Origin of the sequence: Candidatus Liberibacter americanus str. Sao Paulo, assembly GCF_000496595.1 — a bacterium.
Lineage (GTDB): Bacteria > Pseudomonadota > Alphaproteobacteria > Rhizobiales > Rhizobiaceae > Liberibacter > Liberibacter americanus.
In genome coordinates this window covers 475,812-496,444 of sequence record NC_022793.1, presented here as the reverse complement: position 1 = coordinate 496,444, position 20,633 = coordinate 475,812, and the positions used below count along the sequence as shown (strand labels likewise).

Sequence of the window (20,633 nt, the reverse complement as noted above, 5' to 3'; positions counted from 1 at the left end):
TTACGGAATGATTATTTACAATAAAGTTATAGTTATTTATAAGATAAAAATTGTTTAAAAATATATTTGAGTTCTTAACAAATGTCAGTTAGTAATATTTATTTTTTTGGAAGAGGTTTATAAAATATTGAAAGTTCTATTAATTGGTTCTGGTGGAAGAGAACATGCTCTTGCTTGGAAGATATCTAAGTCTCCTTTATTATCAGAGATATGGTCTATACCAGGCAATCCAGGTATTGCAGAACACGCTCAATGTGCTTCAATTGATTTACAAGATAATGCTGCAATTGTTAAGTTTTGCCAGGAAAAAAGAATTGATCTAATAGTTGTAGGTCCAGAACTACCATTAGTAAATGGAATATCTGACGAGTTAAATGCTGCTGGATTTGATGTTTTTGGACCTTCAAAAGCAGCAGCTCAACTTGAAGCTTCCAAAGCATTCACCAAAAATTTCTGTGAAAAATATGATATCCCTACTGCAAAATATCGTCATTTTTCAGATAAAAAAATGGCAAATGATTATGTAAAAAAACAAAAGATGCCTATTGTTATAAAAGCTGATGGACTTTTTGCCGGCAAAGGAGTGGTTGTTGCAACAAATTTAGATGAAGCCTTAGCTGCAATTGATAGATGCTTTAATCAAATCAATTCAACAATAGTAATAGAAGAATATCTAGAAGGATTTGAAATTAGTTTTTTTGCAATCTGTGATGGTAACACTGCGATACCTTTTGCAACAGCTAGAGATCATAAAAGAGTTGGAGATGGTGATAAAGGGAAAAATACTGGCGGAATGGGAGCTTATTCTCCTGCATCAGGAATATCAAAGGAATTATATTCTCAAATTATAAAATCAATTATAGATCCAACAATTGATGGAATGAAAAAGGAAGGTACACCTTTCAAGGGAGTGCTATTTGCTGGTCTTATGATCACTGATAAAGGCCCATATCTAATTGAATACAATGTTCGTTTCGGCGATCCTGAATGCCAAGTAATGATGATGAGATTAAAAAGTGATATATTGCAAATTTTTATTTCATGTATAAAAGGAAAATTAGAAGATACCGAAATAGATTGGTTAAAAGAATATGCCCTGACAGTTGTTGTCGCAGCCAATGGATATCCCGATAATTATGTTAAAGGATCAAAGATAGAAGCGATCCCAAAAGAAAAAGCAAACAGTAAATTATTTCATGCAGGAACAAAAATAATTGATAATTGTTTAGTAGCCAACGGAGGAAGAGTACTGGGAGCAACCACACTAGGTAAAACTATTCAAGAAGCAAGAGAAAATGCCTATAAAATGATAAATGATATCAAGTGGGAAAATGGTTTCTGGCGCACTGATATAGGCTTGAGTGCTATTAATAAAAATTTAAAAAATAATTAGTAAAGTAAAAATTAGTAAAGTAAAATTTAGTAAAGTAAAATTTAGTAAATTAAATTTTTAAATTAAAAATATTTTTATATATGTGAAATTTATATGCGTTATTTATATCTATCTGTAGTACTTTGCGTTCTAGCAAACGTGAATACAGCAAAAGCTTCTTCATTGATAGTGATTGATTCTAATGTAAAAAAGAGCAATTCCATTATAATAATTAAAGAAGAAAAATCCATTTCAAATTCTAAAAAAATAAAAACAGACATAAAGTAATTAATACTATTGAGAAAAGTATTATTAAAGATAAGCCTATTGTTATAACGACTGATAATTTGACTGGAGAAGAAGAAACGTTCATCAAAAGTGATGTTTTATACACAGGAAATAAACAGGATAATATAAATAATATAAAAGATGAATCTAGCAAAGATGAAAAAAAAATAAATGGTAGTGTAAATGGAAAATGATATTGATAAAACATCAGGAATTAATATCAATATAACTCAAATATATGACATGAATCCATAAAAAATATCAGCAAATAAAAATTATATAACAAAATTAATTATGAACGCTCAATTTAAAACAACCCATAATAATATCCTCCCTAAATAAACAAAACTCCAATTAAACAATGGAATTAGATAGCTAAAAATATTTTGAATTAAAATCTTTTTTATTTGATATTTTAATATAACAATCATCTATAAATATCAAAAAATGAAATTACATGTATTTTATATTAATATCATGCAAGGATTTTTTTGTTAAAAATTTGAAATTTTATTAATTAATCAGAATATCTTTGGTTTTATTATTAATATAAAAATGCTTATTTTAATTTATTTATTCACATGCTATAAATACTATGTATGTAGATTTTTATGTTTATGTGCTCAATTTTATATCAATATTTATAGTTATATTTGTAAAATAGGATATAATCTAAAATTTAATTATGATATATCTTATACTTATACATTAGCAAAAATAAATATGATGGCAATATATATGAAATTTAAATCAAAGGGAAAGATCAATGACAAACTTATCCTTAGGCAATAATGCTCCTGATTTCACTCTTCCAAGCACTTGTGGAAAAGAAATAACACTATCTGAACTAAGAGGATCAACAATAGTGCTATATTTCTATCCTAAAGATGATACGATTGGATGCACCACTGAGGCTATAGATTTTAGCAAATTAAATAATGAATTTAAAAAAGAATCTGCTGTAGTAATTGGTATATCTCCAGATACAATTACAAGTCATGATAAATTCTGTAAAAAACATGATCTTTCCATTAAACTGCTTTCAGATGAATCCAAAATATCTTTAAACGCATATGGTGTTTGGAAAGAAAAAAGCATGTTTGGAAAAAAATATATGGGTGTGGAAAGGACAACTGTATTAATTGATAAAAATGGGATTGTTTCTAAAATATGGAATAATGTAAAAGTCAAAGGTCATGCGAATGAAGTGTTGAACTATTTGAAAAATCTATATAAATAGCGCAATTATTCTCACTATAATTATTTAAGAAGAAATATTTTAAATAATTAAAATGAATGAATTAATTATATAATGCCATTTATTATACGATAGATGATTATATTGATCTAACGTATTCACACTATAAATACAATAAATTGATTATAATATAAAATAGCAACGGCTATTACTCCTATTTTGAGCAATAGAATAATTCAATCAGTAATATTTAGTGTTTTTATTGGCGTAATATTTATATTATTTTATCTATAAATACATTATGCATTATTTCAATATTATGTACTCACTTTATTTTAATATTATGTGCTCACTTTATGATGTCAAAATAATCTTTATGTCCGCATAATAAGGTTACTATCTTGTAAATGATATTAACTTGTTTATTATATAACTAGCTTCTGTTAGTAGATTATGGGGTTATAAAAGCGGTCGTGGCGGAATGGTATACGCGCAGCGTTGAGGTCGCTGTAGGGCAACCTGTGGAAGTTCGAGTCTTCTCGACCGCACCAAAATTGGTTTTTTCTATACAATGAGCTTGTCAAGAAACGATATAAAAATAAAGATGTTCCCTAAGGAAGATCTTCCACCTATTCGTTGGTGGGTTACAAATCACCTTGTTTCTTATGAAGAATCTCATCAAATAATGGAACATGAAGCTCAACTCATCTCCACTGGCGATAAAGAAGAGCTAGTATGGCTACTTGAATATCCCCCAATTTATACAGCTGGAGCCAGCTCCAACTCTTCTGATCTACTCTCTCCTAAACGTTTTCCCGTTTATCATATAAGACGCGGCGGAGGATATACTTATCATGGTCCAGGGCAACGAATTGTTTATGTGATGCTCAATCTCAAAAAACGTAATCAAGATGTACGTTGCTTTGTCGCCTCTCTTGAAGAAGTTATCATTCAAACTTTAAAAAAATTAGGAATAAATGGAGAAAGACGAGATGATCGCGTAGGCATTTGGATTTCTCATCCAAATCAAACAGTAAAAGAAAAATATATTGAAGAAAAAATTGCTTCTATAGGCATAAAAATACGCAAATGGGTAACATTTCATGGCTTCTCTATGAATATTGATCCAGATCTAAGCCATTATGAAGGAATTATTCCATGTGGAATTAATCAATTTGGAGTTACAAGCCTAAAAAAACTTGGGCGCTGCTATTCAAACAAACATATTGATTCTCTAATTAGAGAATCATTCGAAACAATATTTGGCCCTACACAATTAAGAGAATATAAAAAATAAGATTACATTCAATATATTTAGCACTATACATTCTTATAAAAAATTAATCCAAATACACTAATACAAATGATTTTTTAATATTTTCCATTACTTATTAAATAAGATAAGTATATAAAAGTAAAAATATTATTTTTTATATATTTATAAATATATCTAAGAAGAATAAATGTCTAATTTATCTCTCACGTAAGGGGAGCAATATCGCCTTTTTTCCACTCCTCTTTTGTATTCATCATAAAGTCTGCAAAACAATCTTCAGCAATAGCATTTCTTATCTGCTCCATTAAATATTGATAATAAGCAAGATTAGCCCAGGAAAGAATCATTCCAGCCAAAGATTCATTAACACGTAAAAGATGATGAAGATATGCACGAGAATAATCACGTAATGCCGGACAATTAGATTCATCATCTAAAGGCCGCATATCATCAGCATGCCTTGCATTTCGCAAATTTATTCTGCCAAAACGAGTAAAAGATAATCCATGTCTTCCTGCACGAGTAGGCATAACACAATCAAACATGTCCACACCTTTGCTAACAGACTGTAAAATATCATCTGGAGTTCCCACTCCCATTAAATAACGCGGCTTTTCAACAGGCAAAATGGGCAAGGTATTAGATAAAACATGTAACATAACCTCTTGTGGCTCTCCAACTGCTAAACCACCAATTGCATAACCTTTAAGATCTAATTCTTTCAGTCTTTCAGCAGAAAAAGTCCTAAGTTCAATATTATCACCACCCTGAACAATACCAAACATAGCTTTTCCTGGCTGATCTCCAAATGCAACAAGAGATCTTTCTGCCCATATCAATGATAATTCCATCGCACGCTTTATTTCTTTATAGCTAGTTGGTAATGCCAAACATTCATCAAGCTGCATCTGTATATCAGATCCAAGAAGATTCTGAACTTCAATTGATCTTTCTGGAGATAGATGATGTAAACTACCATCAATATGACTTCTAAAACTAATACATTCTTCTTTTACAGAACATAATTTTGAAAGAGACATAACCTGAAAACCACCTGAATCTGTCAATATAGGCTTGGACCAACCTATAAAATTATGTAAACCACCTAAACGAGCAATACGCTCTGCACCTGGCCGCAGCATTAAATGATATGCATTGCCTAAAATTACGTCTGCACCTAAATCACATACTTGATCAAAATACATAGCCTTAACCGCTCCATAAGTACCAACCGGCATAAATGCTGGAGTTCTAATAACTCCTCTAAGAGTCGTAATCTCTCCCAACCGAGCATTATCGCTTATAGATTTTATCTTGAAACCAAATTTTTTATACAAATCAATATTTTTACAATGCACAATAATATCACTCCATGGTGCAACAAAATTATACTAAAGATAAAAGTAATTTGCTGAATAGCAATAAAAAAACTTAAGGTAAAAAGCCGAAATATAAAATATATTCTAGCATAACAATCTTATTTCCCATTAAGAAATAACGATAAATATCACGCCATAGATTTGTTCTTAAAAAGCAAACTTGCATCACCGTATGAATAAAAACGATAATCATTAGCTATAGCATGTTGATAAATATCTTTTGTTTCCTCTATTCCACAAAATGCTGATACCAACATTAACAAAGTAGATTTAGGCAAATGAAAATTACTAATTAATATATCTACAGCACGAAAACGATATCCTGGAGTTATAAAGATATTAGTAGATCCAGACCATGGAATTATAACTCCATCATCAGTCGTCGCGGTTTCTAGCAAACGTAATGAAGTAGTTCCAACGGCAATAATACGACCTCCCCTTGATTTAACAGCATTTAAAGCTTGTGCTGTTTTCGTATCTAAAAATCCTATTTCACTATGCATTAAATGATCATCGGTATTTTCTACTTTTACTGGCATAAAAGTAGCAGCACCAACATGAAGGGTGATAAAGTGCGTTTCAATACCAATAGAAATAATTTCAGATAATAAATCAGATGTAAAGTGAAGACCAGCCGTAGGAGCTGCAACTGATCCCATAATCTTAGCATATGTAGTTTGATAATCAATATAATCACGCTCATCTATAGAACGTTTCCTTGCAATATAAGGAGGCAACGGAATACTACCTACAACAGAAATATTTCTATCTAATTCTAGACCTGATACAGAAAAAACCAATAAAATTTCACCTTGATCCCACTTTTCATCAATAATTGCATCTAATTTAGATTGGCCATCTTTTGAAAAAAAATATATTTTATCACCTTTCCTAACCATCTTAGCCGGACGGATATAAGCACGCCAACTATTATCAGAGACACGCATATGTAAATTACAAGATATACGAACCTCAGTATCATTTTTATGACGCAACCGTATTCCTCTCAATTGAGCTGTAATAACTTTGGTATCGTTGAAAACAATAGCATCATTAGGCTTCAAAAACATCGGTAAATCACGTACTAAATGATCGGAAATACGCAAAGATATATCAGAATTAGCTACCAAAAGACGCGCTTTATCTCTTGGTGAGACTGGTCTAAGAGCAATTTTAGACGGAGGAAGATAAAAATCAAACTCTTTAACCATCATAATTGTATAGTCATCTGTGCCAGATCCTCTTTTTTATTGGGTTTTAATAAGGTCAATTTATTGGTTTTTAATAAGATAAAAATGGCAAATGTATTACTAAAAACAAAAATCAACACTTATAAGGAAAATCTTATCCATAAAAAAAATCAAAAATCCTATACAAAAGACAGAAAAATTTTTATACCGAACCTTCTTTTATTTTCTTATAGTTATCTTTTAAAAAACAAGCCACGGGATATGGGACAAAAGGCGTGATATCTTCACCTATTAAAAACAAATGACGAACAAGCGTAGAACTAATATAGTGAGAAGATTCATTAGCAAAAAGTGTAATAGTTGGTACTTCCGGCAAAAGACTACGATTAATAAATGCCATACCCATTTCATAATCAAAATCTGTCACATTTCTCAAACCACGTATTATAACTTTAGCAGAAATATTTCTTACACAATCAACAGCTAATCCTTTAAAAGGAAATACAGAAATCTTAGTCAAATGCTCTGGAAGCAAATCATTAATAGATTGCATAATCAATTCAGAGCGATCTTGAATTGAAATAAAATTAATATCCTTATAAGAGTGATAGCCCATAGCAATAACAAGCTCATCAACAAAAGAAAGAGACTGTCTTATTATATCCATATGACCATTAGTAATAGGATTGAATGATCCTGTATAAACAGCTTTTTTTGTCATGGAGGTCATCATCCTTTTAGTTAAATTTTTATTTAAAAACAGATGCTAATTCATTTTAGATAATAAAATCAAAATAACAAAAATTAAATGAACATTTAAATAAAAACTCTACACAATAGCGATAAAAATATACGAATCCTTTTTCCATAAAAAGTACTTTACTAATTAGGTAAGAACTAAAAAATTCAAATAATCTTTAAATGGAAAAAGGGAAATATATCCTATTCATCTGACGACATTTGTTCATGCTCACATTCCGACTGCACTTGATCAATCTCACGATCACTAACACGCTCAACTGAAACCACTCTTTCATCTTTGGCAGTAGAAAAGATAACGACTCCTTTTGTTGCACGACTAGCAATCCTAATATCATTAACCGGCACTCTAATCAAAGTTCCTTTATTAGATACCAGTATAATATGATCATTTTCCTCAATTGGAAATGCCGCTACAAGATTACCTATTTCACTTGTTTTCGTAATATCAGTAGAACGAATACCCTTACCACCACGGGCAGATACACGGAAATCATATGAAGATGTCCTCTTTCCAAAACCTTTTTCCGATACAGTCAGGATAAATTGCTCACGTGATTGCAATTCTGCACAACGTTCTTCAGATATTTTGCCACTAATAGCCTCATCACTATCAACACAATCTTCTTCATTAACATCATCTGCAATAAGACGACGCTTAGCGATCATATATTTAATATAAAGAATACGTTCTTCATAATTAGCTTTAGAATGTAAGACAATAGCCATAGAGATAACTTGATCACCAGCAGCAAGCGATATACCTTTCACACCAACCGAATTACGCCCTGAAAACACACGTATATCAGAAACCGGGAACCTAATACACTGTCCCAATTTAGTATTGAGTAATATATCATTATCATCTTTACAGGTTTCAACAGAAAGGATCTCATCATCTCCTTCTAATTTCATAGCAATCTTGCCACTTCTATTCACCTGAATAAAATCTGATAACTTATTACGGCGTACATTTCCAAGCTTAGTAGCAAATACCACATATAAATCATCATAACTAGATTCATCATCTGGCAAAGGCATAATAGTTGTAATACGCTCTCCTTGTTTTAAAGAAAGGATATTAATTAAGGCCTTACCACGAGATTGTGGAGAGCCTGCAGGTAATCTCCAAACTTTTTCTTTATAGACAAATCCTAAAGATGAAAAGAATAGAACCGGCGTATGTGTATTTAAAATAAACAAACGATTCACAAAATCTTCATCACGAGTTGCCATACCAGAACGACCTTTTCCACCGCGACGCTGAGCGCGATATACAGATAGAGGAACACGTTTTACGTATCCCAAATGCGAAACAGTGACAACCATATCTTCACTAACAATGCAGTCTTCATCTTCCATATTCAATAAACCTTCCACAATTTCAGTACGACGAGGTGTCCCAATATCATTTTTAATATGCAAAAGCTCTTCTTTGATAATATTTAAAACGCGCAACCGAGAAGACAAAATACCTAAGCAATTTTTGATTTCTTCACCAAGCTTATCTAATTCATCATGAATATCATCACGACCTAATCCAGTTAATCGCGCTAGACGAAGCTCTAAAATAGACCGTGTCTGAACTTCTGATAGACGCATTTTACCGTCATCACCGATGCTATAACTATAATCATCGATCAAATCCATTAAATCTTTTATTTCAACTGCTCGCCAACTTCTTTGCATTAACTCACGACAAGCAGATTCTGGATTTGGCGCAAAACGAATGATACGAACCATCTCATCCAAATTAGCTACAGCAACAGCAAGACCAACCAATACATGAGCTCTATCACGAGCTCTGCCTAACAGATACTTAGTACGTCTTATCACAACTTCCTCGCGAAAAGCAATAAAAGACTTAATTATTCCTATTAAAGTAAAACGTTCAGGCTTGCTTCCATTCAAAGCTACCATATTGACACTGAACAAGCTCTGTAAAGGAGTATATCTATACAACTGATTCAATACTACATCAGCAGATGCACCACGTTTTAATTCAATAACAACCCTATAACCTTGACGATCTGATTCATCACGAAGATCAGATATATCAACTATACGTTTTTCTCTAACTAATTCTGCTGTTTTTTCAAGCATTGCTGCTTTATTAACTTGATATGGAATCTCTGTAACGATAATTTGCTCACGATCTGATGATATTTTTTCTACGTGAGTGACACCTCTTATTACAATAGATCCGCGTCCAGTTGCATAAGCGCTCCTAATCCCAGATCTACCTAAAATCATTGCTCCTGTAGGGAAATCAGGGCCAGTAACTATATTCATCAAATCATTTAAATCAATATCTGGATTGTCGATAACAGCTATACAACCATCTACAACTTCTCCTAAATTATGAGAAGGAATATTAGTAGCCATACCAACGGCAATACCACCAGCACCATTTACAAGCAAATTAGGAAATTTAGCAGAAAGAACAACAGGCTCTTGAAATGAGCCATCATAATTAGGACGAAAATCAACTGTATTCTTATCAAGGTCATCTAATAAAAAATGAGAAGATTTTTGCAGACGACACTCAGTATATCTCTCTGCAGCCGGGGGATCACCATCTATTGATCCAAAATTACCCTGACCATCAATCAACAATAAACGCAACGACCAATCTTGCGCCATACGAGCCAAAGCATCATAAATAGCAGCATTGCCATGAGGGTGAAACTTACCCATGACCTCACCTGAAATACGCGCACACTTCACATATTTCTTATTATAATCCACTCCCATCTGCATCATACCATATAGTATGCGTCTATGAACTGTCTTCAAGCCATCACGCACATCAGGCAATGCACGACCAGCAATAACATTTAATGCATAAGAGAGGTAAGAATTCTGCATTTCACTTACTATTGAAATTGAAGCTATGCCTTCTTCATCCTCTTCATCATTTAATATAACATGATCTGTCAACGGATTAAACTATCCTTATTTAAACTTAAATTAATCTAATTCCTGGCAATTATCGTATTAAATATACCAAAACAACTGTAAAATATGGAAAAATTAAATAAAAACTAATCCACCATTAATTTGAAACTAACTTTCATAGGAATACTAAAATGGTATATCATCGTCAAGATCTTCAGACAATGTACTGCTATCTTTGTTTTGTGAATAACGGCTTTCAAAAACATTATCATTTAAATTTTCACTACTTTGCTTATCTTCATTAGGATAATCTTTACGCCCACCGAGCATAACCATGCTTCTCATAATAACCTCAGTTGTATATCTGTTATTACCAGATTGGTCTTGCCATTTTCTAGTTTGAAGAGAACCTTCCAAGTAAATCTTAGAACCTTTACGCAGATATTGTTCAATTATCTTACAAAGTTCTTCAGCAAATACTACTATAGAATGCCATTCTGTTTTTTCACGACGCTCACTTGTATTACGATCTTTCCAAGTATCAGAAGTAGCAATGCGAATATTGACAATTTTACGTCCATCCTGTGTATGACGAACTTCAGGATCAGATCCAAGATTTCCTACTAAAATAACTTTATTAACACTAGAAGACACTTCTAAACACCCCATCAACGCAATTTATAATAAATAAAAACAAATCAATAAGTAAAGTTACACGAACTTGATAGATATACAATATAATTTTTAAATATTATTATACTTCACTTTATTAGAATAAATCTACTTCCCTATTCCATTTTGTATATTAAAATATAAATTATATATATGATATAATATAATGGTTCATATCTCGTTTTTTAAACAAAAGTGATCAATTAAATATGAGAGAAATAAAGAACATTTCTATTCACGGAGCACGTGAACATAATCTTCAAAACATCAGCTTAAAGCTACCACGAGGTAAGTTAATCGTTATTACAGGAGTTTCTGGATCAGGGAAAACTTCTCTATCTTTTGATACAATCCACGCCGAAGGACAAAGGCGTTATATAGAAAGCCTTTCTACGTATGCAAGACAGTTTTTAGGCAACATAAAAAAGCCAGCTGTAGATCGAATCGATGGATTATCTCCTACCATATCTATTGAACAAAAAAACACATCTCATAATCCTAGGTCTACAGTCGGCACAATGACCGAAATTCACGATCATCTGCGATTGTTGTTTGCCAGAATAGGAATTCCACATTCTCCCGAGACAGGCCTTCCCATAGAAAGCCAAACTGTCGAACAAATGGCTGATCGTATTATATCATTCGAAAAAGGAACTCGAATGTATCTTCTTGCTCCTATAGTGCAAAATAAGAAAGGAGAATACAAAAAAGAGCTGACAGAAATATCAAAACAAGGTTTTCAAAGAATAAAAATCGATGGGAAATTATATCAAATATCAGAAATACCAGATATTGATAAAAAATATAAACACAATATAGAGGTAGTTGTAGACCGCATCGTTATTAGTGAAAATATTAGATCTAGAGTAATTAATAGCCTTAAAACTTGTTTGCAATTGACCAATGGCCTAGCTGCCGCTGAAATTATTAAACCTTCGAGTAATTCAGAACAAGATTTAAAAAGAAATTCTCATAAATTAGACAATCAATACATAATTTTTTCTGAAAGATTTGCATGTCCTGTATCGGGATTTAGCATAGCAGAAATAGAACCACGGCTTTTTTCTTTTAACAATCCATCAGGAGCATGCAATAGTTGTGATGGTTTAGGTTTTAGCCAAAAAATAGATGAAAAGCTCGTAATACCAGATCCTATGTTAACAATAAATAGTGGAGCAATTGCACCTTGGCCTAATCCCCTATCGCAATATTATATCAAAATTATTAATTATCTAAGTGAAGAGCTAGGATTTTCTATTAATGATCGCTGGTGCGATATATCCAAAGATAATCAAAACATAATACTCTATGGAATAAACAGAAATAAACATAATATAAATAATAATAATAAATTCATAAATTTTTCTTTTAAAGGAATTATCCCTACATTAAATCAGCGTTGGTATGAAACAGATTCATCAAGCATTCAAGAAATGATCCAGCGATATATGTCATCATCTGTTTGCGCAAAATGCGATGGATATCGGCTAAAACAAGAATCTCTATCTATAAAAATTGCAGGGAAACATATCGGCGAAATCGCCGATATGTCCATAAAAAGAACAAAAATTTGGCTTGATGAAATTCAGGGAACAATCAACAAAAAGCAAAATAAGATTGCAGAACCCATTCTTAAGGAAATAAAAAAAAGGATACATTTCCTTACAGAAATAGGACTTAATTATTTAACCCTATCACGCAACACAAGTATGCTTTCAAACGGAGAAAACCAACGTATACGCCTTGCATCTCAAATAGGATCTGGATTAACAGGAGTGATTTATATATTAGATGAGCCTTCTATAGGATTACACCAGCGTGATAATACCAAGCTCATCAACATACTTAAACATCTTCGTGATTTAGATAACACAGTTATTGTTGTCGAACATGATGAAGAAACCATGCTATCCGCAGACCATATTGTAGATATAGGTCCTGAAGCAGGCGCTAATGGCGGAAAAGTAATAGCAGAAGGCTCACCTAAACAAATTATGGAAAATCCTAATTCTCTTACAGGCAATTATCTATCTGGTAAAAAAAATATATCAATCCCTGAAAAAAGACGTGATTATAATCAAGATCGTATAATTAAGGTTATTAATGCACGAAGCAATAACTTAAAAAATATTACAGCATCTATACCTCTTGGATTATTTACTGCAGTAACTGGAGTATCAGGAGGAGGAAAATCTACTTTTCTTATATATACTTTATATAAAGCAGCCTCAAAAATAGTCATGGGATCAAGAAATGTATCAGGAATATATGATAGTATCAATGGTTTAGAATATATCGATAAGGTTGTTAATATAAATCAGTCACCTATTGGCCATACTCCTCGATCAAATCCAGCAACTTATGTTGGGGCATTTACACCAATCCGAGATCACTTCAGCAGCCTACCAGCATCAAAAGTCCTTGGATATAAACCTGGCTGCTTTTCTTTCAATGTAAAAGGAGGAAGATGCGAAAATTGTGAAGGGAATGGAATAATCAAGATTGAAATGCATTTTCTGCCAGATATATATATCACTTGTGATACATGTAATGGAAAAAGATATACATCTGAAACTTTAAATATACACTTTAAAGACAAATCAATAGCGGATGTACTCGATATGACCGTTGAAGAAAGCTTGGTTTTTTTTTCTAATATCCCATCAATATATAATAAATTAAAACTTCTTAAAGAAGTCGGACTCGGGTATATTAAAATTGGACAATCTGCAAACACTTTATCGGGAGGAGAATCACAAAGAGTTAAACTCGCCAAAGAACTTTCAAAACAAGCCACAGGTAATACCCTTTATATTTTAGATGAACCTACGACTGGCCTACACTACCATGATATTGCTAAACTATTAGAAATTTTGCATAAACTGGTTGAGAAAGGAAACACAATTGTTGTCATTGAACATAATTTAGAAGTTATAAAAACAGCAGATTGGATTTTAGATTTTGGACCAGAAGGAGGAGATGAAGGAGGTAAAATAATAGCATATGGGACACCAGAAGAAATTGCTCTAAATAATTTATCATCCACTGGAAAATTTTTAAACAATGTACTAAAAAAGAAAAATGCATAAAAAAATCTATTTAAATCATCAATTACTGAAACCATGATAATGGAAATTTATTGTCATTAATAATGTAATTATCACGTATAATATTAGATATATAAATAATATAAATTCAATAAAAAACCATACATACCCGACGCAATAAATAGTTAATTAATATTATGTCAGATAATGTCTAAAAGACTTTTATTCGTGCAAGAGAAATATCAAGTGATGTTTTTTTCTTTTCAGCTTTATCAAGTTTTTCTCTTTCTAATTGCAATATACTAGGATGAGCTTTTTCCAAAAAATTACTATTTGCTAATCTAGCCTTTATAGATAATAACTCATTACTAACTTTTTCAATAGATTTTTCAATACGAGATCTTTCAAGATGAAAGTCAATAAAATCACCTATATGTAAAAAGAATACCACTTCATCAAGAACAATTTGCACAGAACTAGAAGGAAAAGATTCTGCAAATACAATATTGCCAGAAGATAAGCTATTAATAACAGCTTGATGAGATAACAATCTTTCCTTAATAACAGGTGTTGTATCAATAAAAACTAGTGGTATAACTGCTTTTAATGGAACATTCATCGATTTACGCACAGATCTTATTTCGGAAATCAAACGAATAATAAAATCTACTTCTTCTACAGATTCAGTATCATCAAATACCATAGAAGGCCATTTAGCATGGCATAGAACAGCCTTATCATTCATCCCGTCAACAATAATATTAGAGTATATCTCTTCTGTCACAAAAGGTATAATAGGATGCAATAACTTGCAAACATTGTGCAATACATAAGAAAAACAAGATAAAGTTTCTAAGGTTAACTTATCATTCCTTTGATTGATGATAGGCTTAATAAATTCTACATACCAATCACATAGTTCATTCCATACAAAACGATATAAAACAGCAGATACATCGTTGAAACGACGATCTTCTATTCCTGAAGTAACTTCTTTGATAACGATAGAAAGCCGAGAAATAATCCATTTATTAATTACAAAACTCACATTTTGCGGGTTAAAATCATCGCTATGCTTTGCATTATTTATCTGAGAAAATCTAACTGCATTCCAAAATTTAGTTATAAAATTACGATAACCAACCACACGCGATAAATCCAACTTAATATCACGACCTTGAACAGCCATAACAGCAAAATAAAATCTTAAAGCATCAGCACCATACTGATCTATCAAATCAATTGGATCAATAATATTACCTTTCGATTTAGACATTTTCTGGCCATGTTTATCTCTGACTAATGCATGCATATAAACATAATTGAAAGGCTCAATTCCTTTATTATCAGAATCCTTCATAAAATTCATACCCATCATCATCATGCGGGCAACCCAGAAAAACAAAATATCAAAACCAGTTACTAAAATATTAGTTGGATAATAAGTTTTTAATTCAACTGTTTTTTCTGGCCAACCTAAAGATGCAAAAGGCCAAAGAGCAGAAGAAAACCAAGTATCAAGCACATCATCATCACGTTTTAAAAGAGCAGATATATTACCATTTTTGGTCAAATTACGAACATGGGCAGCCATTTCCCCACCCTCTGCAATATAGTGTTTAATTGCAGAATCTAGGGCAGCACATTCGTTATTCTCAACAAAAAACTTTCCATCAGGGCCATACCAAGCAGGAATCTGATGGCCCCACCAAATCTGCCTTGAAATACACCAAGGCTGAATGTTTTTCATCCATTCATAGTAACTTTTATCCCAAGATTTAGGAATAAAAGAAGTAAGTGAATTTTCTACTGAACTTATCGCTGGCTCTGCTAAAACTTTAACATTGAGATACCACTGATCTGTTATCCTAGGCTCAACAGGAACACCACTACGTTCACAATAAGGGACTACATGTTTATAAGAAACAATTTTATTAATAAAGCCATGATGTTCAAGCAAAGCAACAATTTTTTCGCGAGCAATACTACAATTTAAAGATTCAAATTCACATAAAACATTCTTTATCTCATCTGAAATGAAAATATCTCGTAAGAAATTTTCATTATTTAAAAGGGAAAGCTTCGACTGAGAATTTAAAACATCAATAAAATCTAATCCAGCACGCTTTGCAATTTCAAAATCATTAAAATCATGAGCTGGAGTTAATTTCACCGCCCCTGCACCAAAACTAGGATCAGGATAATTATCTGATACGATTTTAAGCTTACGACCTATTATAGGAAGAACAGCATGCTTTCCTATGAGTTCTTGATAACGGCAATCATCTGGATGAACAGCTATCCCAGTATCACCAAACATAGTTTCTGGACGCGTAGTCGCAATTATAATATAGTCACGTATCTCCCAATTTATTGGCTTTGATTCATCATTAAACTCAGTAGGATGACGATAAGATATACCATCTGCTAATTGATAACGTATATACCAGAGATTGCCTTCAACCTCATTCTGAATTACCTCAAGATCAGAAACTGATGTTTCAAGGTGTGGATCCCAATTAACAATTCTTTTATCTTTATAAATCAAACCTTGTTTATAAAGGCTAACAAAAGCGTGCATAACAGCATCAGACATGCCCTTATCCATAGTGAAGCGCTCACGTGACCAGTCACAAGATGCACCTAGCCTCTTCAACTGACTTATGATAGAACCGCCTGATTTTGACTTCCAATTCCAAATTTTTTTAATAAAATCTTCGCGACCTAATTCTTTTTTTGTAATAGAATAATTATTTAATAAATCACGCTCCACAACAACTTGCGTCGCGATACCTGCATGATCTGTTCCAGATTGCCAAAGAACATTTTTGCCTCTCATACGCTCGAATCTAATCATGATATCTTGCAAAGTACTATTAAAAGCATGCCCCATATGCAACGAACCAGTTACATTAGGAGGAGGCATAACTATACAAAAACTTTCCGCATTAAGGCTCGCATTAGCACCCATACGAAAAGCTTCAATAGAATCCCACTTTGCAGAACTCTTTTTCTCGACAGATGAGAAGTCGTAAGTTTTATCCATCATATAAAAAGTCTACATAAAATAACAATAATTAAATATCAACGACGAGTAGAACCTCGAGCTATTCTTGCTATTTCCTCTCTTATAAGCTTTTCAACCATACTTGGCAAATTATCATCTAACCACTCACGCAACATCGGGCGTAATAAATCAGCAGAGATTTGATCAAGAGAATGACTATCTGATTCCCTCAGAGCCTTAACTAATTGATCAAAAGAATAAGACACACGATTATCTGTATCAGGAGAAATCAGCATGTTTTCTTCTTTATCGTTACGATTATTAGATAATCCAATATTATCAGCCAAAGAACCATCTGCACGAGTAGCTAATAAATCAGAATCAGAGGGAATAAAATCACCTAATGATGTATCATTAACCTTATTATGCTCAACTAAATCATCAGAGAAAGGCTTCATATCTATCTTCGAAGCATCAGCAGAAGCAGGCTGTCTACCATAAAAATTATTATTTTGCACCTCAGAACGAACACGAGCGGCAACATCAGATAAAGAAAGTACTTCTTTAGTATTATCTGTATTAGAATCACCAAGGAGATAACCTTTTTCAGAAAATAAATTCGATGAATTTTTGCTATCTTTAGAGATATAATCTCTTTCATCAGCATTTTCTCTTAACTCTTGAGATTTAGTATTAACACTATCAGAAACATCTATATCTTGATCATTATTCTCAATTATACGACGAATGGAAGCAACTATTTCTTCCATAGAAGGTTCGTATACAGCATTTGAATGGGCCATTTTTCCCCCTTTTCTTTAAAATCTAATATGCACTCTTAGCTCAAACTTTTATCCCGAATATCAAAGAGCATGAAACTACATGACGAAAAAACATATAAAACATCAGCAATTAAAGGAAACCTCATCAATTAGAAATTTATAAATAATTTCGTTTAAATACTATATCCATACGCAAAGAACAAAAACATTTTAATACCACCTTATAAGGTATTAATCACACACGAAGCTACATCCTTTATATAAAAATTAATTTCAAAAATAAACCTAAATATTAACAATATCTTAACAAAAAATCATAATAGCACAATTTTTATACATAAAAACAATAAAAAGATGATTAAAATTTATAAAAATCAATTAAAATTAGTATAAATGATCAGTTCAAAGATGCCAATTATTACAAATTTGTGTTTTTATGATAATCTGATTTTAATTTAATATTTGAGATATTTAGTTGTAATTATTTGATAATTGAAATCACAACTTGATAATATTGACTATAATATAATTAACAAATTTTTTCTTGCTAGAAAAAATATTTGCTGTTACTGTCTTTTCAGGTCTTTATATAAGTTATTTGTAAAAACATATTTTTTGCAAATTAACATATAAATTATGAATATACTTGCTAGTATTATTGGCCTCGTGGCAGACTGGTTACGCAGAGGACTGCAAATCCTTCTAACCCGGTTCGATTCCGGGCGAGGCCTCCAGATAAATTACAACTCATTGATCTTACAATCTTTTCATAATTTTACTCCTACCTTTTGAAAGGTAAGATTAAGCCATAGTTTTCTAAACAATCAATATTATTAAAAATATACTAAAATATATTGAATTGTTTCCACAATTAATAGTCTATTTTTAGAAGATAGGTGATATTTTTTAGTTAAATATTCTATAATAAAGTGCAAATAACTGATATTGCAAATATTTAAGAAAATATCATTAATCGCCCTATTGTATCTACAGAGTTTTTATTCAGATGTGATATCTCGGAAGATGTAAAAACTAGTATTTAGATGATGAAAAAGCACATAAATCTGAGGCATGACTGATATAGGTCTTAAAAAGCCTCTGGAAAAAATGAAGATTAGTTTGATAAAGCTATTCTAGATAAGTTGAAAAAATATTTTTAAAAATCTAAAGATGTAAAAATCGCTTTATTTATATGATGGAAAAGAAAATAAGGCTAAGGAATTACTGATAGAGGACTTTAAAAAATATTTTGGAAATAAAAAGAAGATTTTGAGAAAAACTTTCTAGATGAGCTGGGAAAATATTTTTAAAAAAGATAATAATCAACAACAACTAAAAGTTATAGATACTGAAACAAAATCAAAATCATTAGAAGATCAGAGAATACTAACAATTGGAAGATGATACGTTAGAATAAATAATGCTAGCATATGCAGAAATAAAAACATTTGAAGCAAATCAACAAATCTTTTAATCTAAAGAAGTCCTAAAATATCTATTAATTAAAGTTTCTAAAGAGATTCCAAAAGATGAAAATAGCAATCCTCTTAACTCTGAAGATATAGAATATTGTGCAGAAAAAACAGTTGAGTCATCTGAATAAAAACTATCACGCGCTAAAGATCACCTAATCAAAGAACACGCAAGACCTAAATATTTATCTTCAATTTATTGGAAGGAGCAAAGGTGATAAATCCCTTTTCATAATTTACCCTTGTGAGAGATGCAGCAATAAAATTTATTTTATATTGAAGTTGTTCATATATTTGGCATTTTAGAAAAAACAAGTCTAATAAGAACTTTATTTACTAGAAAAAGTCTATATCATTCGCCTCCTATTATTGTCCATCAGTAACTAATTTTTTCATAAAAAATAGTCCTAAATTCAAACCACCTTTAAAACTTTCTAAATTATAAAAACTCCCGATAAAAATATCATAATAAGTGTATATAGCGCACCATTGAGTATCCACATGATCATTTCAAAATAAACTATAGCCCAAAAACTCATCAGAACAACGATATTAAATTAAAATAAAACCTTCAAATCGTTTAATGATAGATATTAAAAGTTGTGGAACTTTAGACATATACATAATTAATTTTAACAAATTAAGATTTAAAATATTGATTAAAATAAGAGAAAAATAGTATTGATACAGTTATTAGATGTATGTAATATTTAATGATAATACAAATTTAGCGAAACAATATAAATTTAGGTAGCAAAAGATGCGTAGAATTATATCATATATTATTTTAAATTTGATAGCGGTTGTTCCATATTCATTAGCTGATATGGGTAATACAAATAGACAAAATTCAGAAATATCACGAGCAGAAGAAGAGATGAGGCAAGAGATAATTAATGCAAGAAGAAATGAAGAGCGAAGAATTAGAATAGCTGAAGAGAACAGAAGAATGATAGAAGCAATACAAATACGGCAGAGAGCTATAAGAGAATTAGAGCTAGAAAATGAAAGATTAAGACAAAAATTAAGCGAACGTGGAGAAAGTTCTTCTTCTAAAAATAGGCGATAATATTTCTTAATATATCTAAATTTATAAGCAATTGCTAATACCGTATTTTAAAATATTCTCACGACTTGTTTTGGCTTGAGAATATTTTAGTATCTAATATATATTATATCTTGATATTATATAGCTTTTAGTACTCTAATTATCACTAATCCTTTAATTACATCCCAATTCTAAAATAGACCATTCAAAATACCCCAACTAAACCAATTATAAGTATATGATTA

General features: G+C 31.4%; 13 protein-coding genes and 2 tRNA genes. 7 read left to right on the top strand and 8 right to left on the bottom strand.

The window, feature by feature from the left end; translation table 11 throughout:
• The first annotated feature begins 127 nt into the window (after positions 1-127).
• The gene (purD, locus tag LAM_RS02115; RefSeq protein ID WP_007557191.1) at positions 128-1,393 is read left to right on the top strand and encodes a phosphoribosylamine--glycine ligase; all 1,266 of its coding nucleotides are present in this window, start codon (positions 128-130) and stop codon (positions 1,391-1,393) included.
• Between the two features lie 98 nt (positions 1,394-1,491).
• Here purD and LAM_RS05350 read toward each other — a convergent pair whose 3' ends face one another.
• Positions 1,492-1,653, bottom strand: coding sequence for a hypothetical protein (locus LAM_RS05350; protein ID WP_187287998.1), 162 nt, complete (start codon positions 1,651-1,653; stop codon positions 1,492-1,494).
• 773 nt (positions 1,654-2,426) lie between these two features.
• Between LAM_RS05350 and bcp the strand changes: the two genes are divergently transcribed.
• From bcp to lipB, 3 genes are all read left to right on the top strand, one after another.
• Positions 2,427-2,900, top strand: coding sequence for a thioredoxin-dependent thiol peroxidase (gene bcp, locus LAM_RS02110; protein ID WP_007557189.1), 474 nt, complete (start codon positions 2,427-2,429; stop codon positions 2,898-2,900).
• A gap of 425 nt (positions 2,901-3,325) precedes the next feature.
• A tRNA-Leu gene (locus LAM_RS02105) sits at positions 3,326-3,409 on the top strand.
• Between the two features lie 20 nt (positions 3,410-3,429).
• Positions 3,430-4,155: a lipoyl(octanoyl) transferase LipB gene (gene lipB, locus LAM_RS02100; protein WP_040055884.1), complete on the top strand. Its 726-nt coding sequence runs from the start codon at positions 3,430-3,432 to the stop codon at positions 4,153-4,155.
• Positions 4,156-4,337: 182 nt separating this feature from the next.
• Here the strand turns inward: lipB and tgt are convergent, their stop codons facing one another.
• The 5 genes from tgt to ssb all read right to left on the bottom strand — a co-directional run bounded on the left by tgt (position 4,338) and on the right by ssb (position 11,014).
• Positions 4,338-5,471 carry a tRNA guanosine(34) transglycosylase Tgt gene (tgt, locus tag LAM_RS02095; protein WP_007557187.1) on the bottom strand — a complete coding sequence of 378 codons (1,134 nt, stop codon included), beginning with the start codon at positions 5,469-5,471 and terminating at the stop codon, positions 4,338-4,340.
• A gap of 170 nt (positions 5,472-5,641) precedes the next feature.
• The gene (queA, locus tag LAM_RS02090; protein WP_007557185.1) at positions 5,642-6,727 is read right to left on the bottom strand and encodes a tRNA preQ1(34) S-adenosylmethionine ribosyltransferase-isomerase QueA; all 1,086 of its coding nucleotides are present in this window, start codon (positions 6,725-6,727) and stop codon (positions 5,642-5,644) included.
• A gap of 178 nt (positions 6,728-6,905) precedes the next feature.
• On the bottom strand, positions 6,906-7,424 hold the full coding sequence (gene coaD / locus LAM_RS02085; RefSeq protein WP_007557184.1) for a pantetheine-phosphate adenylyltransferase: 519 nt from the start codon (positions 7,422-7,424) through the stop codon (positions 6,906-6,908).
• Between the two features lie 221 nt (positions 7,425-7,645).
• Positions 7,646-10,402, bottom strand: coding sequence for a DNA gyrase subunit A (gene gyrA, locus LAM_RS02080; protein WP_023466233.1), 2,757 nt, complete (start codon positions 10,400-10,402; stop codon positions 7,646-7,648).
• A gap of 144 nt (positions 10,403-10,546) precedes the next feature.
• A complete protein-coding gene (ssb, locus tag LAM_RS02075; protein ID WP_007557180.1) occupies positions 10,547-11,014 on the bottom strand; it encodes a single-stranded DNA-binding protein in 468 nt (155 codons plus the stop codon).
• A 227-nt stretch (positions 11,015-11,241) separates the two neighbouring features.
• On the opposite strand from ssb, the gene uvrA reads away from it, so the two are divergent.
• Positions 11,242-14,121 carry an excinuclease ABC subunit UvrA gene (gene uvrA / locus LAM_RS02070; protein WP_007557179.1) on the top strand — a complete coding sequence of 960 codons (2,880 nt, stop codon included), beginning with the start codon at positions 11,242-11,244 and terminating at the stop codon, positions 14,119-14,121.
• 169 nt (positions 14,122-14,290) lie between these two features.
• Here uvrA and LAM_RS02065 read toward each other — a convergent pair whose 3' ends face one another.
• Together LAM_RS02065 and LAM_RS05565 are read right to left on the bottom strand one after the other, a co-directional pair.
• Complete coding sequence (locus LAM_RS02065; protein WP_007557178.1) at positions 14,291-17,128, bottom strand: valine--tRNA ligase; 2,838 nt, start codon at positions 17,126-17,128, stop codon at positions 14,291-14,293.
• Positions 17,129-17,163: 35 nt separating this feature from the next.
• The gene (locus LAM_RS05565; protein ID WP_007557176.1) at positions 17,164-17,889 is read right to left on the bottom strand and encodes a PopZ family protein; all 726 of its coding nucleotides are present in this window, start codon (positions 17,887-17,889) and stop codon (positions 17,164-17,166) included.
• Between the two features lie 639 nt (positions 17,890-18,528).
• On the opposite strand from LAM_RS05565, the gene LAM_RS02055 reads away from it, so the two are divergent.
• Positions 18,529-18,602: transfer RNA gene (locus LAM_RS02055), tRNA-Cys, on the top strand.
• Positions 18,603-20,100: 1,498 nt separating this feature from the next.
• Positions 20,101-20,409, top strand: coding sequence for a hypothetical protein (locus LAM_RS02050; RefSeq protein WP_007557175.1), 309 nt, complete (start codon positions 20,101-20,103; stop codon positions 20,407-20,409).
• The last annotated feature ends 224 nt before the right edge of the window (positions 20,410-20,633 follow it).

Excerpts from the sequence above, each read along its gene's own strand:
- LAM_RS02050 (WP_007557175.1), top strand. The coding sequence starts at position 20,101 with ATGCGTAGAATTATATCATATATTATTTTAAATTTGATAGCGGTTGTT.
- uvrA (WP_007557179.1), top strand. The coding sequence starts at position 11,242 with ATGAGAGAAATAAAGAACATTTCTATTCACGGAGCACGTGAACATAAT.
- lipB (WP_040055884.1), top strand. The coding sequence starts at position 3,430 with ATGAGCTTGTCAAGAAACGATATAAAAATAAAGATGTTCCCTAAGGAA.
- bcp (WP_007557189.1), top strand. The coding sequence starts at position 2,427 with ATGACAAACTTATCCTTAGGCAATAATGCTCCTGATTTCACTCTTCCA.
- LAM_RS05350 (WP_187287998.1), bottom strand. The coding sequence starts at position 1,653 with ATGTCTGTTTTTATTTTTTTAGAATTTGAAATGGATTTTTCTTCTTTA.
- LAM_RS05565 (WP_007557176.1), bottom strand. The coding sequence starts at position 17,889 with ATGGCCCATTCAAATGCTGTATACGAACCTTCTATGGAAGAAATAGTT.
- queA (WP_007557185.1), bottom strand. The coding sequence starts at position 6,727 with ATGATGGTTAAAGAGTTTGATTTTTATCTTCCTCCGTCTAAAATTGCT.
- LAM_RS02065 (WP_007557178.1), bottom strand. The coding sequence starts at position 17,128 with ATGATGGATAAAACTTACGACTTCTCATCTGTCGAGAAAAAGAGTTCT.
- coaD (WP_007557184.1), bottom strand. The coding sequence starts at position 7,424 with ATGACAAAAAAAGCTGTTTATACAGGATCATTCAATCCTATTACTAAT.